The sequence below is a fragment of the Kitasatospora sp. NPDC041917 genome, from assembly GCF_055589745.1.
The window spans coordinates 1-14,901 of sequence record NZ_JBVJBI010000038.1; the positions used below are offsets into that span (position 1 = coordinate 1).

Here is a 14,901-nt window from a genome sequence, read left to right on the forward strand (position 1 = left end):
GCGGCGATCAGGTACTTGTTGAGGTTGATGCCGGCCAGGCGGGCGGCGGTGTCGTTGCCGCCGATCGCGTAGATGTTGCGGCCGATGTCGGTGTACTTGAGCAGGACGTGAACGGCGGCCGCGACGAGCAGCAGCAGCCAGACCATGACCGGCAGGCCGGCGATCTTGCCCCGGCTCAGGAAGACGAACAGGCTGTCGTTGAGTACGTAGCCCTGCGCCGAGCCGTTGGAGATGAGCTGGGCGACGCCCTTGTAGGCGGCGAGGCCGGCGAGGGTGGCGATGGTCGGGTTGACCCGGCCGTAGATGATGACGACACCGTTGAAGATGCCGACCCCGGCGCCGATGGCGACGGCGGCGCCGATCCCGAGGAGGGAGTTGGAGCCGGTCGAGGTGAAGACCATGGCGCTGGTGACGGAGGCCAGGCCGGCCTGGGAGCCGACGGAGATGTCGAGGCCGCCGCAGATGATCACGACGGTCTGGACGACCGCGAGCAGTCCGGAGATGGTGGCGGCCTCGGCGATGACCTGGATGTTGTCCCAGCCGACGAAGTTGGGGTTGAGCGAGCCGAACAGGGCGACGACGGCGACGAGGGCGCCGATCAGGCCCAGGTTCTGGCCGCCCGCCCGGGCCAGCCAGCTGCGGGCGTCGGTTGCCGGTGTCGGCCCGTCGCCGCTCTGGTCGGGCTCTCGGTCGACGGAGAGGGCAGTCGTCATCGGGTGCCTCCGGGGGCCGGGTCGGTTCCGGTGCGAGGCGCCGTGGCGCTCTCGTGCGGAAGGTCGGGGGTGAGGTCGTCGGCCATGGCGAGGGCGAGGATGGCCTCTTCGGTGGCCTCGGTGTGGTCGAGCCGGCCGGTGATGCGGCCGTTCTGCATGACGAGGATGCGGTCGGCCAGGCCGAGGACTTCGGGGAGTTCGGAGGAGATGACCAGGATCGCGGTGCCCTTGCGGGCGAGGTCGGCGATGATCTGGTAGATCTCGGCCTTGGCACCGATGTCGACGCCGCGGGTGGGTTCGTCGAGGATCAGTAGGGCGGGGTTGCGGGCGAGCCAGCGGGCGAGGACGACCTTCTGCTGGTTGCCGCCGGACAGGGTCCGGACCTCGGCCTCGATGGAGGGGGTACGCACCCGTAGGCGGTCCGCGTACTCCTGGGCGAGGGCCTTCTCCCGGGTCCGGTTGACGAACCGCCAGCGGCGCAGCCTGCCGAGGCTGACCAGCGAGGTGTTGTCGCGGATGGTGCGCTGCAGGAACAGCGCCTGGGCCTTGCGCTCCTCCGGAGCGAGGCCGATCCCGGCGCGGATCGCGTCGGCCGGGCCGCGCAGCTGGATGCGGTTGCCATCGACCCGGACGGTTCCGGATCGCAAGGGGGTGTCGCCGGCCAGGGCGAGGGCGAGTTCGGAGCGGCCGGCACCGATGAGTCCGGCCAGGGCGACCACCTCGCCGGCTCGGACCTGGAGGCTGACGTCGTGCACATCGTCGGTGCTGAGTCCGTCGACCTCCAGCACCACGCGGTCACCGGCCACGTGCTGGCGCGCGAAGAGGCTGGACAGGTCACGGCCGACCATGAGGCGCACGAGTTCACCCTCGCTGGTGGTCGTGGCCTCGACGGTGCCTGCGACGGTGCCGTCGCGCAGCACGGCGATCCGGTCGGCGAGCCGGAAGATCTCCTTCATCCGGTGGGAGACGTAGATGACGGCGATGCCCTCGTCGCGCAGCCGGCCGATGAGGGCGAACAGGGCGTCGACCTCGTGGTCGGAGAGCGAGGAGGTGGGCTCGTCGAAGGCGATGGCCCGTGGCGCGGTGTCGCCGGTCAGGGCCCGCATGATCTCGACCAACTGCCGCTGGGCCGCGGTGAGTTCGGAGCCGAGCAGGTCGGGGTCGAGGACGTTGTCGAAGCCGAGGCGTTCGAGGTCGGCGGTGATCCGGCGGCGCAGTTCGGCCCGGTCGAGCCGTCGGCCCGCGCGTCGCGGCAGGGCGCCGGCGTAGACGTTCTCGGCGACGGAGACGTGCGGGATGATCTCCGGCTCCTGCGGGATGATCCGGATGCCGGCGCGCCGCGCGTCGGTCGGCGAGTTGAGGTCGAGGACCTGACCGTCCAGCCTGATCCGGCCCCCGGTGGGCTGGTGGTCACCGGTCAGGATGCGCAGGAGGGTGGACTTCCCGGCGCCGTTCTCGCCCATGAGGGCGGTCACCTGACCGGGTGGGAAGTGCAGGGTGACGTCTCGCAGAGCCTGGACGGGGCCGAACCGCTTGGTGATCGATTCGGCCGCCAGCCCGGGCCCGGCCGTTGCGGTGCTGGGGATGTTCATTCGGCTCAGCTGCACTTCACGCCGGCGGACTGCCAGGTGGAGGCGTCGACCATCGCGGTCGGGGCGAACGCCTCGGCGGGCATCGGCTTGCCGTTCTTGAGGTTGTCGTACATGGTCTGCACGGCGAGGGCGCCGATGTCGCTGCCGTTGATGAACAGCGAGGCCTTCATGCCCGACGGTGCGCCCGGGCCCCAGTCCTTGCAGGCGAGGTAGGCGCCGAGGCCGACGCCGATGATGTTGTCGGGGCCGACGCCCGCGTTCTGCAGGGCCGTCACGCCGCCCTGCACGTTCTCGTCGTTGCAGCCCCAGACCACCCAGTGCTTGACGCCCGGGTTGGCGGTGATGGTCGCCGCGACCTTGTCCTGCGCACCGGTCGGGGTGTTGTCGGTGGCCACGTCGATGGTCTGCACGCTCGCGCCGGCGCCGCTGTTGAAGGCCTCCTTGGCGGCCTTCACGCGGTCGCCGCAGACGGTGACGTCCTGCTTCGAGGCGGAGATGACGCGGGTGTCGGCGGCGTTCCAGCCGGCCTTCTTGAAGTCCTCGGCGGCGCGCTTGCCGACCTCGGCGCCCATCTGCTGGCCGGAGAAGCCGATCCGCGGGACCAGGTTGGCCTTGTCGCAGTTGGCCGGGGTGGGGCTGTTGGTGCAGACCTGGTCGTCGGAGGTGAGCAGGGCCACCTTGGCGTCCCGCGCGGTCTGCACCACCTGCGGACCCACCGCGGGGTCGGGAACCACGACGATCAGGCCGTTGGTCTTCTGCGCGATCGCGGACTGGACCTCGCTGACCGTCTTGTTCGCGTCGCTGCCCAGGTTGACCACCTTCAGGTCGATGCCGAGTTCGGCGGCCTTGGCCTTGGCACCGTTGGCCTCGTCGATGAAGTACTGCTGGTCGCCCTGCTTCTGCAGGTAGGTGAGGGAGACCTTCCCGGTGACCGGAGCGACCGAGGCCGGGCCGGCGCCGCTCGACGAGGTCTGACCGGTCGAACAGGCCGTCAGACCAAGGACGACAGCCGCGCCCAGGACGGCGGCCGCACCACGGGTGCGCGCAGTGATCATTTCGAGCTCCTACCAGGGTGGGGGTGTTCAGGAAGCCGACTGGCCTTACGGGTGTGGTCCGGGAGCTGCGGCGGCTTCCGCCTCGCGCTGCCTGCTTGCCTGTCGTCCTGGGCTCGAATCCTGGGACCGGGCGACCAGGACTGTCAAGATATTTGCATAATTAATCAGAAGCGCTACGGTGGCGCCGTGACTGAGCAGACCTGTCGAAGATTCCAGGGCCGTGTCGCCCTGATCACCGGTGCCGCCAGCGGCATCGGTGCCGCGACCGCGCGGCGGCTGGCCGCCGAGGGTGCGGCCGTCATCGCCGTCGACATCGCCGATTCGGCCGGCCGGGCCGTGGTCGAGGCCATCACCGCCGAGGGCGGCCAGGCCGAGTACCGGCACGGCGACGTGACCCGCGCCGCGGTGTGGGACGAGCTGGCCGCGCACGTGCGCAGCCGCTACGGACGGCTGGACGTGCTGCACAGCAACGCCTACGCCGTGGTGGTCAAGCCCGCCCACGAGCTGACCGAAGTCGAGTGGGACACCCAGCTCTCGGTCACCCTCAAGGCGTCCTGGCTGGCGGTCCGCGCGTTCGCCGGGATCCTGCGGGACAGTGAGGGCTCGGTGGTGCTCACCTCCTCGGTGCACGCGCTGGTCGGCCTGCCGGGGCACCCCGCGTACGCCGCCGCCAAGGGCGCCCTGTGCGCGATGGGCCGTCAACTCGCCGTCGAGTACGGCCCGCAGGTGCGGGTCAACACCATCGTGCCCGGACCGATCATGACCGCGGCCTGGGACCGGGTGGACGAGGCCGGGCGGACCGACAGCGTTGCCGAGACGGTCGCCAAGCGCTTCGGCCGGCCCGAGGAGGTGGCGGCGGCCGTGGCCTTCCTCGCCTCCTCGGACGCCTCCTACGTCACCGGTGCGAACCTGGTGGTGGACGGCGGCTGGTCCGTCGTCAAAGCATCGTCGTGAACACTCGTCTGATCGGCGCGCGGGCCACCGGCCCGCGCGGAACAACGGAAGGGGGCCGCCGTGAACACCCCGGTACGAGGCCTGCACAGGCAAGCCGTCGAGGTCATCGGCGAGCAGATCGTCCGCGGCACGTACGCCCCGGGCGACTCGCTCCACCCCGACCGGATCGAGCAGGAACTCGGCGTCAGCAAGACCGTCGTGCGTGAGGCGCTACGGGTCCTGGCGTCCAAGGGACTGATCGACTCCCGACAGAAGCGCGGCACCTTCGTGCGACCGCGCTCCGACTGGAACCTGCTGGACAGCGACCTGCTGCGCTGGCAGGGCCGGGGCATCCCCGACGCGGCCTTCCTCGACAACCTCGGCGAGGTCCGCGGCATCGTCGAACCGGCCGGGGCACGGCTGGCCGCCGAACGCCGCGACGACGCCGACCTCGCCGCACTGGAGGACGCCCTCGACCGGATGGCCGCCGCGGGCAGCGACGCCCACGCCGCGGTCGAGGCCGACCTCGCCTTCCACCGCGCACTGCTGGCCGCCGCCCACAACGAACTCCTCACCCGCATGGAGGTCGTGATCGAGGCCGGTCTGCGGGTGCGCGACCACCTCGTGCACGGCGCCGACCACAGTGCCGACGCCGTCCCCGCCCACCGGGCCGTCCTGGACGCCGTCCGCGCCCGGGAGCCCGAGGCCGCCGCCCGCGCCGTCGAGGAACTGCTCGCCCAGGCAGCCGCCGACCTCCACCAGCTGACCGTCGACGCCGACCGGGGAGAGACCGGATGAAGATCACATCACTGGAGACATTCCTCGTCGCTCCGCGCTGGCTGTTCCTGCGCATCGCCACCGACGAGGGGATCACCGGCTGGGGCGAACCCGTCGTCGAAGGCCGCGCCGAGACCGTCCGGGCCGCCGTCCACGAACTCGCCGACTACCTGGTCGGCCAGGACCCGCTGCGCATCGAGCACCACTGGCAGACCCTCACCAAGGGCGGCTTCTACCGCGGCGGCCCGGTGCTCTCCAGCGCGGTCGCCGGCATCGACCAGGCCCTGTGGGACATCGCCGGCAAGACCCACGGCGTCCCCGTCCACCAACTGCTCGGCGGCCACGTCCGCGACCGGGTGCGGGTGTACGCCTGGATCGGCGGCGACAGCCCGGCCCATGTCGCCGAACTCGCCCAGGCCCAGGTCGACGCCGGCTTCACCGCCGTCAAGATGAACGGCTCCGCGCAGCTGCGCCCCATCGACACCCCCGCCCAGACCCGGGCCGTCATCGACCGGGTGGCCGCCGTGCGCGAGGTCCTCGGCGACGAGCGCGACGTGGCGATCGACTTCCACGGCCGGATGTCCACCGCCATGTCCCGGCGGGTGCTGCCCCTGCTGGAGCCCCTGCACCCACTGTTCGTCGAGGAGCCCGTCCTCCCCGAACACTCCCGCGACCTGCGCCGCCTGGTGGACTCGACGTCCGTTCCCCTGGCCGTGGGCGAACGGCTCTACTCCCGCTCGGACTTCCGCGACGTGCTCGCCACCGGCATCGCCGTCGCCCAGCCCGACCCGTCGCACGCCGGCGGCATCTCCGAGGTCCGGCGCATCGCGGCCCTGGCCGAGGTCCACGACGTCACGATGGCCCCGCACTGCCCGCTCGGCCCGATCGCCCTCGCCGCCAGTCTCCAACTCGCTTTCTCCATACCGAACTTCCTGATCCAGGAACAGAGCCTCGGGATCCACTACAACCAAGGCAACGACCTGCTGGACTACCTGCTGGACCCCGAGCCGTTCCGCTTCACCGACGGCCACGCCGCCCGGCCCACCGGCCCCGGTCTGGGCATCGAGATCGACGAGGCCGCCGTGCGCCGCGCCGCCGAGACCGGACACCGCTGGCGCAACCCCGTCTGGCACCACACGGACGGGTCCTTCGCGGAATGGTGACCGACCAGCCCGTCACCGTCCGCACCGACCAGCCCGTCACCGTCCGCACCGACCTGCCCGTCACCGTCCGCACCGACCTGGCCCACGGCGGCCGGTGGACCTCGCTGCGAGCCGGCGAACGCGAGTGGCTCTGGCACCGCCCCGACCCGGCCCGCGCCACCGTCCGCCCCGGGGACGCCTTCGTCGACGCCGGCGGCCTGGAGGAGTGCGTCCCGACCGTGCGCGGCACCCCCGACCACGGCGACGCCTGGTCCCGGCCCTGGCAACGCGACGGCGACGCGGACACCCTGCACTGCCCCGACTTCGTCCTGAGTCGACGCATCGACAGCGGACCGGTGGCGCTGCGCATCGACTACGAGCTGCACGCCGACCCGGGCTACCGGTTCCTGTGGGCAGCCCACGCCCTGCTCGACGTCACCCCGGACGCCCGGCTGGCCGCACCCGACGCCACGCCGACCCGGCTCTTCCCCGAGGCGGCCGAACTGCTGGCCCGGCCCTGGCCGGACGGCGCCCACCACCTCACCGGACCGTGGCCGGCGCCGCACGGCCTGCGCCTGGACCGGCTCGGCCCCGACGACGGCACCGCGGTCGGCGCGATCCTCACCGACTGCGCGAGCGTGACGGTCACCGACGGCCCCGACACGCTCACCTTCTCCCTGCACGCCGACGCCGACGCCGAGGTCCCGGTCTCCGTCGCCCTCTGGCGCAACCTGCGCGGCTTCCCCGCGTCGGCCCCCTACCGCAGCATCGGGGTCGAGCCGATGCTCGGCTCCGTCTTCGACCTCGCCGAGGCCGGGCCGGGAGACGCCGCACAGGTACCGCCCAGCGGGGTACTGCGCTGGCACCTCGACATCACCGCGACCAGCACCCGCACCGACTGACCGACAAGGGCTGCCATGCACCTGACCGAACTGCCGTACCGGACCCTGGCCATCGTGCGCGGCACCGACCGCGACGCGGCACTGCGCACCGTGCTCGTCCTCGCCGAAGAAGGCATCACCGCCGCCGAGGTGTCGCTGACCACCCCCGACGCACTCTGGGTGATCGAGCAGGCCCGCCGCGAACTCGGCCCGCACGCCACACTCGGCGCCGGCACCGTGCTGACCGCTGCGGACGCCGCCCGCGCCGCCGACGCCGGCGCGAGCTTCCTCGTCACTCCCGGCCTCGGCGACGACCTGCGCCGCCACCCCGTCCCCGAACTCCCGCTACTGATAGGCGCACTGACACCCAGCGAGGTGATCGCCGCGAACGAGTACGGGGCCCTCGCCGTCAAGCTGTTCCCCGCCTCCCTGGGCGGCCCCGGCTACCTGAAGGCCCTGCGCGCCCCCTTCCCCGGCGTGCCGTTCGTCCCCGTCGGCGGCATCGACGCCGCCTCGGCGCTCGCCTACCTCGCCGTCGGCGCGGTCGCCGTGGGCGTCGGATCACCGCTGATCGGCGACGCCGCCGGCGGCGGGGACCTGAACGCCCTCCGTGCGCGCGCCGCCGACTGGCGCACCGCCCTGACCGAGGAGATCGCGGCATGACCGGCTCGCCCCCGCTCGAAGTCGTCACCGTCGGCGAGACCATGGCCGCCCTACGGGCCACCGGCCCGGTCAGGCTCGGCGCGCCGATGCAGCTCTCCATCGCGGGCGCGGAGGCCAACGTCGCCATCGGCCTGGCCAGACTCGGACACCGCACCGGCTGGGTCGGCCGCGTCGGCGACGACGAGTTCGGCGCACTCGTCCTGCGCACGCTGCGCGCGGAACAGGTCGACCTCAGCCACGCCCGGCTTGACACCGACGGCCGCCCCACCGGCCTGCTGGCCCGCGAGGACCGCATCGCCGACCTGGTCAGCGTCACCTACTACCGTGCCGGTTCGGCCGGCTCTGCCCTCCGGACCGAGGACGTCCTGCCCGCCCTCAACCCGCAGGTCCGCATCCTTCACCTGACCGGGATCACCCCCGCCCTGAGCCCCGGGGCCGCCGAAGCCGTCCACGCGGCGGCCATCAGGGCCGGTGAACTCGGCATCACCGTCTGCCTCGACGTCAACTACCGGGCCCGCCTGTGGTCACCGACCGAGGCCCGCGGCGCCCTGCTGCCACTGGCCCGGCTCGCCGACGTGCTGGTCGCCTCCGCCGACGAACTGCACCTGGTCGGCGAAGACCCGTCCCTGCCCGAGGACGACGCGATCGCCGCACTGCTCGCCCAGGGCCGCGGCGAGGTGGTGGTCACCCGCGGCGGCGACGGCGCGAGCGCCACCACCGCCCAGGGCACCGTCAGCACGCCCGCGCGCCGGGTGCCCGTCGTCGACGTGGTCGGCGCCGGCGACGCCTTCGTCGCGGGCTACCTCTCCGGCCTGCTCGACGGACTCGACGTCGAAGGCCGCCTCCACCGGGCCACCACCACCGGCGCCTTCGCCGTCACCTCACGCGGCGACTGGGAGGGCCTGCCCACCCGACGCGACCTCCCGCTCCTCGACCAGCCCGCCGGCACCACCCTGCGCTAGCCCTCCCGGAGAGTTCCGATGTCCTTCTCAAGCCACCTGCCCGGCCAGGTCGACGTCTGGGCCGCCGGCGACCACGAACTCGCCGAAGGCGCCCGCTGGATCGACGGACGGCTCGTCTACGTCGACATCCTCGCCGGCCGCCTCCTCGAAGTCCCCGGCCTCACAGGGCCGCGAACCCCGCGCGAGATCGCCCGCCTCGACGTCCCGCTCGGCGCCGTCGCGCCGGTCGGCGGCCGCCCCGGACACTGGATCGCCGCCGCCGGCACGGGCATCGCCCTGCTCGGCCCCGACGGCAGTCCGGACTGGCTCGCCCGCCCCGAGGACGGCTCCCCCGTCCCCACCAGGATGAACGACGGCGTCTGCGACCCGCACGGCCGCTTCTGGGCCGGCAGCATGCCCTACGACGGCACCCCCGGCGCCGGATCGCTCTACCGCACCGACCACGACGGCTCCGTGCACCGCGTTCTCGACGGCATGACGATCGTCAACGGCCCCGCCTTCAACAGCACGGGCAACCTCCTCTACGTCGCCGACAGCGCGGCGGGCGTCATCCACCGCTACGCCCTCGACCCCGACGGCAACCCGACCGACCACGCGGAGTTCACCCGCACGGCGGACGGCGGCTCCCCCGACGGGATGACCGTGGACACCGACGGCTGCCTCTGGGTGGCGATCTGGGGACACGGCGCCGTCCACCGCTACCACCCCGACGGCACCCACCTGACGACCCTGCGCCTCCCCGCCCGCCAGCCCACCTCCGTCTGCCTCACCCCGACCGGCGGCCACCTGCTGATCACCACCGCCCGCCACGGCCTCGACCACCCGGCCGGCCCGGACGGATCCGTGCTCCGCGCACCGGTCGCCGCAGCCGCCCCGCCCGCCCGCGCCTACCGGCAGGAGTAGCCGCACCCGACCGGCAGGACGGGGCCCTTCGGCATCGGCGTCGCCCCGCTCGACCTCGGACAGCGTCCGCGCTGGCCCGACCTCGGTCGTTCTTCGCCACGTTGAAGCGCGAACTGCTCTACGGCTCACGCCGGCTGATCAGGTTGCAAGCCCGCATGGCGGCCTTCGCCTGGATGGCCTGGTGCAACCGAGGGCGGCGTCACTCCGCCCTCGGCTACCGCAGCCCGGTCGACTATGAACGGCAACACGCCACGAGCGGTCATTAACCTGGGCTTGGTCGCATAACAAGCGAGTGTCTACAACATGGGGCAAAGCCCGTACCACGTCACGAAGGCCTGCGTCGCCCAGTGGGCCGCAGCCACGGCCCAGGGCGACCACGAAGCCGCTGACCAGTGGGCCGGGGTCGTCAACGAACAGCCGATGGCCGATGTCGTGCAGGCGATGCTGCATCAGGCGCTCGATCCCGCCGCCGAGCTCGTCTTCGAGGACGACTCCCGGCTCCTTGCACATCTTCGCGAGGTCGGGCTCAGGTCTGCCCTGCTCATCCGTTGGGCAATGCGGCCGGAGACCCGGTCGGCCATGCGTTGCCCGAAGGGAAGCGGGAGATTCCCGGCTACACCTGCCGACGCACATCAGTGGCAGCACGAACCTGACGCCGGCGAATCAGCAGTGCTCGCGTACGCCCCTGGTACGCGCCCCGAACGTGCGGCTTAGTCGGGTAGCCGGGTCACGGCAACGTGGCCCGGCTACCCGACTAAGTATTCGGCGGCGAGGGCGGGGAACTGGAAGGCGAGTGAGTCGAGGGATCGTGCGCCACTCGGGGCAGCGCAGGGGATCCGCGCACAGTTGGACCGTCTGTCAACGATCTCTGAATTTTCAGCGATCGGCGACACCATCACAGCGAGTTCGGTGAGTACGACCTGTGGATGGGTATTCCGAGTTCCACTGCTCTGTATGCGGTTGCCCACCAAGCGTGGCTGAGGGGCGCAGCGGAAGGGGTATCGGTGGGGACTTGTCGGGGACCACGCGTCGGTCACCACCTCCTCTGAGGAGCCCTTCGGTGAACGAACAGCGCGGGCTGTCTACCGTCTGACGTGCAGCGATGAGTCTCACCGGGCGACTGGGGGTCAAGTGGTTCTCGGAGAGGGGCAGGTTTCCGATCCGTTCGGTGTTTCGGTCTTCGAGACCGGGGCCCTGTGGCCGGGGCCGGCCGGTCAGTCGTCCGAGTCCACGCTCCGAGGTCCGGGCCCTCGCGGGGTCAGGCCCTGGGGATGAGGGTGTTTTCGTTGGTGCGGCCGGTGGCGTCGATGATCCGGCTGACGGCGGTGCGGGTTCTTTGTAGACGTCGAGGCCGACGCCGGAAAGGCGTCCGGCGCGCAGGGTCTCGACCAGGGCGGTGCTGTCGACGAGGCCGCGCCGCGACTGGAGTTGATGAGGATGGTGCCGTCCTTCATTCGGGCTGGTGCGGCGGCGACAGGCCGGGGGCGGCGCCCCTACCCCTCCCGGCCGGTCCGTGTGCCGGGCCGGGAGCCGGTGGAGCGGGCGACCGCCCCGCACCCGCTCCCACCGGGCTGCACGCCCTACTGCGGGGTGGGGGCGGTCAGCGGGGCGAAGGTCTGTCGGAGGTCGACGACCGTGGTCGGGCCCTTCACCCAGGCGAGAGGGGCATGGTGCACCCGGACCCCGGCCGGTTCCCGGAGCAGCGCCTCGCCGGCCGCGTTCTGCGGCCACTCCACCGAGCCGGTGGCGGTTCGCGCGGGGATGAGCCAGTAGTCGCCCCGGGTGTACTCGCCGCCCGGTCGGAAGTACACCTGGACGCCGTCCTCCAGGTCGAGCCAGGCGCCCTCCTGGAGCTGCCGGGCGCCGCCGGCCAGCGGCAGGGCGTCCCGGCCGCGGGGCGCCCGGTGGTCCCAGCGGCGCAGGAACGGGTGACGCCCGGCCGCCCGCCCGACCTCCGGCACCGGTTCGGCGGACAGTCGCACCCGGCGCCCCGGCAGGTCGGTCTCCTCCACCTGGAGCAGGTTCGCCGCCTCGCCCCGGCTGACGTACGCGCTGTCCGCGACCTCGACCCAGTCGCCGACCGAGAGGCTGAGTTTGTCGTCGTCGCCCAGCGTGGTGAGGTCGACCCAGACGCCCTCGATCGAGGCGATCGGCAGGACGACCGAGCCGTTCTCCCGGGACCACTTGAACGTGGCGCAGCCCTCCGCCGAGCCGCCGTGGTGGACCTCCACCCGGTACAGCTGGTTCTCCGGACCCCGGTAGCCGGCCTCGGGGTGGGCCAGGCACGGGTCCTCGCTCACCCGCTCCGGCCGCCGGGCGCGTGCGGCCAGCAGCCCGCCCGGCCGCTCGTGCGCGTCGGCCCACGTGTCGAAGGCCTCCCGCACCCGGGACGCCCCGCCGTCCGGAACGCTCAACTCCGAGGCGGGAAGGGCGAGTACCTGCCAGACGAGCTTGGCCCGGGCCGCCGTGTCGGGCATCGCCGCACCGAGCGCCACCTCGCGGATCTCCGGGTCCTCGACGGCGGTGACGCTGCGCTCCCAGACCTTCAGGTAGACCAGGAACGGGAACTCGCCGGGCAGCCGGTCGCCGTCGCGCTCCTGGTCCCGGTAGGCGTCCGGCTGGTCCCAGTACGTCCAGCCGGCGGGCGCCTCCCGGGCGTCGCCGCCGTTGCCCTGGCCGCCGTCGTCGGGCACGGCGATGCCGGGCTCGGGCCGGTCGGCCTCGCACAGGATGCCGTCCACGTAGTAGCGGCCGCCGCCGATGGTGAGGTCGTCCACGTCGTGGTTGCCCGGCACGTAGCCGATCGCGAATCCGGCCGCCCCGGCCGGTCCGCCGCGGCGGCCGATCAGGTCGGTGGCGAGCGTGCGCAGCTGGTACCGCTCGATCGCTGCCTGCTCGTTGGCGTCGGCGTCGAGCTGGACCCGGCCCTGCTGGGTCAGCACCGCGGAGTAGTGCTTGCCGGGCCGGAAGGTCAGGCGCGAGAAGTCTGCGTGCACGGTTTCCCTTTCGGAGTCATCAGGGCGGGTCAGGAGACGAAGAAGATCCCGGCGTCGGTGCCGGCCGGGGTGTACTCGGTCAGCCGCGCCCGCAGGTTGTCCTCGCGCTGGGGCTGGAACAGGTCGTGGAAGGCGCCGAGTTCGGAGCGGTCCTCGGCGCCGCGGGTGATCTCCGGGGCGCACCCGGCGGCCAACTGCCCGTAGCCGGGCGTGCCGTAGCGGAGGCTGGTGAACAGCGGGCGGACCCGCTCGGCCTCCAGCTCGCGCAGCCGGGCGGCCGGCGCCGGGTCCAGCTCGCCGCGCTCGACCAGCTCGGTCACCACCGAGCGCACCAGGTCGGGTTGGCACTCGTACCGGCGCGGGGTGCGCGAGCCCGGTGGGACGTAGCAGAACCGCAGGCAGCCGAGCGAGCGGCGGGCCATCCGCAGCCGCCCGGTGAACACGCAGTCCTCGGCGATCGGCACCGCGTGGGTGTGCACCTCGCCGACCACCGTGGAGCGGTGGGCGTGCAGCAGCGCGTGGGCGTGCTCGCAGTCGGGCCCGGAGAGTGCCGGGTGCTCGGGTCCGGTGGCGTCCAGGATGCTGTCGGCGAGGTGGATCTCCAGCGGGTCGGTGTCCACCTCGTCGCCGACGACCTGGATCGTGCCCAGGATGCTGCGCTCGATCGTCACGCAGGCGGTGGTGTGGTCCAGCACGAGGCTGGGCTCCTGCGGCGAGTGCGGCTCGCAGTGCGGCTCCAGCGACCAGCCCGGCACCAGGGTGCAGTGCCGCAGGGTGACGGAGGCCAGCGGTCCGGTGACGTTGACCCCGCGACCGGTGATCAGCAGCCCGTCCAGGACCAGCCGCCCGCCCGGGCAAACGCCCCGCACGTTGAGCGCGTCCGGCCGGTTGCTGTACCAGTCGAGCAGCCGGATCACCGGCCGGGTGCCCTCGGCGGCGCGCAGTTCGAGGCGGTCGTCCTCCGCCAGGTCGAAGTCCAGCTGTTCCTGGTAGGCGCCGCTGTCGGTGATCTCGATGACGGCGGCACCGCCCGCGCTGCCGTCCTCCTGGTCGGCGCGCCACTGCTGGTAGGCGTCGTTGATCCGCTCGTACGGCCCGCCGGGGCCGACCCGGTAGAGCGCCCGGTGCCGGACCTCCGGGCGGTCGCGCGGGTACTCCCCGCCGCCGGTGTCGTCGCCGAACGCGTGGTGGTAGTCGACCCAGACGCCGCGGCGCGGGGCGGAGCGGGCGCCGAAGGCGATCCGGCCGAGCAACGGGTCGACGGCGACCTGGCCGCGCTTGGGGCGGTACGTCCAGTCGCTCAGGTCGGCCACCGTGATCTCGGCGGGCGGGACCGGCTCCTGGGCGCCGTCGCGCCAGATGGCGAAGCTCTTGCCGGGTCCGTAGTAGTCGGCCAGGCGCTCGGCGAGCTGCCGGCGCCGGATCGGGGCCGGCACGTTGTCGAGCGCCGCGAGGTGGGTGGTCGACGGCTCCGGTTCGGGTTTGGTGACCAGCTGGGCGTCGTTGCCGAGGACCGAGAAGGTGAAGAGGTTCCTGGCCCGGTCGATGCAGTAGGCCGGCGCCCGGGTGACCGGGTACGGCTTCAGCCGCCAGACGTACAGGGCGACCCCGGCCGGCGTGCAGCCGCCCTGGCGGCGGGCGGAGGCGGCCCGGCGGACGTCGGCGGTGTGCGCCTGCCCGTCGAAGGGCCCGCCGAGCAGGTCGAGTTCGGCGCCGCGCCGCACGTCGACCAGCCGGCCCCGGCTCAGCCGCCGGCGGTCGGCCGCCTCCTCGTCGGGGCGCAGCAGCCGCACCGGCTGGGTGCCGCCGAGCAGCCGGGAGAGCTCCACCGCCCGGGCCGGCCAGTCGGCGACAGAGGCGGACAGCTCCTCCAGCAGGGCGAGCGTGCCCTTGCGCCGGCGGTAGGCGACGGTGTTCGCGACGTCGTGCCGCGGCGCCAGCCGGGCGGCGAGCCGGTCGCGGGCCGCGACCCGTTCCGGGGAGGCCCCGCCGTGCAGGCCGGTGGCGAGCACCTCCTCGTAACCGGGCAGGATCCGGTAGCCGACCAGGTCGCCGAGGTAGGCGACGGCCCAGTCGGCGGCGGTCTCGACGAACCAGTCCTGGTAGCCCTGTTCGATGCCGCTGCGCACGACGTCGACCTGCTCGGCGACGACGGCCAGCAGGGCGCGCAGCGGCTCGCCCGCCTCGGCGTCGCGCAGCCGGTGCCACTGCGGCAGCAGCTCCAGCAGTCCGTCCGGGTCGCGGCTCATCGGACGCACCTCTCGACGATTCGCTCTCCCCCGGC

13 protein-coding genes are annotated in these 14,901 nt (G+C 72.9%); 8 read left to right on the forward strand and 5 right to left on the reverse strand.

From position 1 onward, the window contains the following. The 3 genes from ACZ6EM_RS31955 to ACZ6EM_RS31965 form a co-directional block, all read right to left on the reverse strand. Positions 1–713 (reverse strand): ABC transporter permease (locus tag ACZ6EM_RS31955; protein ID WP_401056577.1); only part of this gene is annotated, 713 nt, incomplete at its 3' end. Continuing rightward, entirely contained in the window at positions 710–2,305 is a 1,596-nt protein-coding gene (locus tag ACZ6EM_RS31960) for a sugar ABC transporter ATP-binding protein (RefSeq protein WP_452177736.1), read from the reverse strand. The genes ACZ6EM_RS31955 and ACZ6EM_RS31960, both read right to left, overlap by 4 nt. Positions 2,306–2,310: 5 nt before the next feature. Then, positions 2,311–3,360 carry a substrate-binding domain-containing protein gene (locus tag ACZ6EM_RS31965; protein WP_401048109.1) on the reverse strand — a complete coding sequence of 350 codons (1,050 nt, stop codon included), beginning with the start codon at positions 3,358–3,360 and terminating at the stop codon, positions 2,311–2,313. A gap of 186 nt (positions 3,361–3,546) precedes the next feature. Here ACZ6EM_RS31965 and ACZ6EM_RS31970 point away from each other — a divergent pair, with 186 nt between their 5' ends. The 8 genes from ACZ6EM_RS31970 to ACZ6EM_RS32005 all read left to right on the forward strand — a co-directional run bounded on the left by ACZ6EM_RS31970 (position 3,547) and on the right by ACZ6EM_RS32005 (position 9,887). Beyond that, on the forward strand, positions 3,547–4,314 hold the full coding sequence (locus ACZ6EM_RS31970) for an SDR family NAD(P)-dependent oxidoreductase (RefSeq protein WP_401048112.1): 768 nt from the start codon (positions 3,547–3,549) through the stop codon (positions 4,312–4,314). A 60-nt stretch (positions 4,315–4,374) separates the two neighbouring features. After that, positions 4,375–5,091, forward strand: coding sequence for a FadR/GntR family transcriptional regulator (locus tag ACZ6EM_RS31975; RefSeq protein ID WP_401048114.1), 717 nt, complete (start codon positions 4,375–4,377; stop codon positions 5,089–5,091). Further along, entirely contained in the window at positions 5,088–6,233 is a 1,146-nt protein-coding gene (dgoD, locus tag ACZ6EM_RS31980; protein WP_401048117.1) for a galactonate dehydratase, read from the forward strand. The genes ACZ6EM_RS31975 and dgoD overlap by 4 nt, the downstream gene beginning before the upstream one ends. Beyond that, complete coding sequence (locus ACZ6EM_RS31985; RefSeq protein ID WP_465773868.1) at positions 6,227–7,114, forward strand: hypothetical protein; 888 nt, start codon at positions 6,227–6,229, stop codon at positions 7,112–7,114. Before dgoD ends, ACZ6EM_RS31985 begins: the two co-directional genes overlap by 7 nt. A gap of 15 nt (positions 7,115–7,129) precedes the next feature. Continuing rightward, entirely contained in the window at positions 7,130–7,756 is a 627-nt protein-coding gene (locus tag ACZ6EM_RS31990) for a bifunctional 4-hydroxy-2-oxoglutarate aldolase/2-dehydro-3-deoxy-phosphogluconate aldolase (protein WP_465773869.1), read from the forward strand. Beyond that, positions 7,753–8,718, forward strand: coding sequence for a sugar kinase (locus ACZ6EM_RS31995; RefSeq protein ID WP_401048123.1), 966 nt, complete (start codon positions 7,753–7,755; stop codon positions 8,716–8,718). Before ACZ6EM_RS31990 ends, ACZ6EM_RS31995 begins: the two co-directional genes overlap by 4 nt. An 18-nt stretch (positions 8,719–8,736) precedes the next feature. Further along, positions 8,737–9,621: an SMP-30/gluconolactonase/LRE family protein gene (locus ACZ6EM_RS32000; RefSeq protein ID WP_401048125.1), complete on the forward strand. Its 885-nt coding sequence runs from the start codon at positions 8,737–8,739 to the stop codon at positions 9,619–9,621. Between the two features lie 71 nt (positions 9,622–9,692). After that, the gene (locus ACZ6EM_RS32005; RefSeq protein WP_465773904.1) at positions 9,693–9,887 is read left to right on the forward strand and encodes an integrase core domain-containing protein; all 195 of its coding nucleotides are present in this window, start codon (positions 9,693–9,695) and stop codon (positions 9,885–9,887) included. Between the two features lie 1,314 nt (positions 9,888–11,201). Here ACZ6EM_RS32005 and ACZ6EM_RS32010 read toward each other — a convergent pair. Further along, positions 11,202–12,617, reverse strand: coding sequence for a DUF6519 domain-containing protein (locus tag ACZ6EM_RS32010; RefSeq protein WP_465773870.1), 1,416 nt, complete (start codon positions 12,615–12,617; stop codon positions 11,202–11,204). Between the two features lie 29 nt (positions 12,618–12,646). Beyond that, positions 12,647–14,866, reverse strand: coding sequence for a hypothetical protein (locus ACZ6EM_RS32015; protein ID WP_465773871.1), 2,220 nt, complete (start codon positions 14,864–14,866; stop codon positions 12,647–12,649). Positions 14,867–14,901: the final 35 nt, after the last annotated feature.

Excerpts from the sequence above, each read along its gene's own strand:
- ACZ6EM_RS31965 (WP_401048109.1), bottom strand. The coding sequence starts at position 3,360 with ATGATCACTGCGCGCACCCGTGGTGCGGCCGCCGTCCTGGGCGCGGCT.
- ACZ6EM_RS31960 (WP_452177736.1), bottom strand. The coding sequence starts at position 2,305 with ATGAACATCCCCAGCACCGCAACGGCCGGGCCCGGGCTGGCGGCCGAA.
- ACZ6EM_RS32015 (WP_465773871.1), bottom strand. The coding sequence starts at position 14,866 with ATGAGCCGCGACCCGGACGGACTGCTGGAGCTGCTGCCGCAGTGGCAC.
- ACZ6EM_RS31985 (WP_465773868.1), top strand. The coding sequence starts at position 6,227 with ATGGTGACCGACCAGCCCGTCACCGTCCGCACCGACCAGCCCGTCACC.
- ACZ6EM_RS32000 (WP_401048125.1), top strand. The coding sequence starts at position 8,737 with ATGTCCTTCTCAAGCCACCTGCCCGGCCAGGTCGACGTCTGGGCCGCC.
- ACZ6EM_RS31995 (WP_401048123.1), top strand. The coding sequence starts at position 7,753 with ATGACCGGCTCGCCCCCGCTCGAAGTCGTCACCGTCGGCGAGACCATG.
- dgoD (WP_401048117.1), top strand. The coding sequence starts at position 5,088 with ATGAAGATCACATCACTGGAGACATTCCTCGTCGCTCCGCGCTGGCTG.
- ACZ6EM_RS31990 (WP_465773869.1), top strand. The coding sequence starts at position 7,130 with ATGCACCTGACCGAACTGCCGTACCGGACCCTGGCCATCGTGCGCGGC.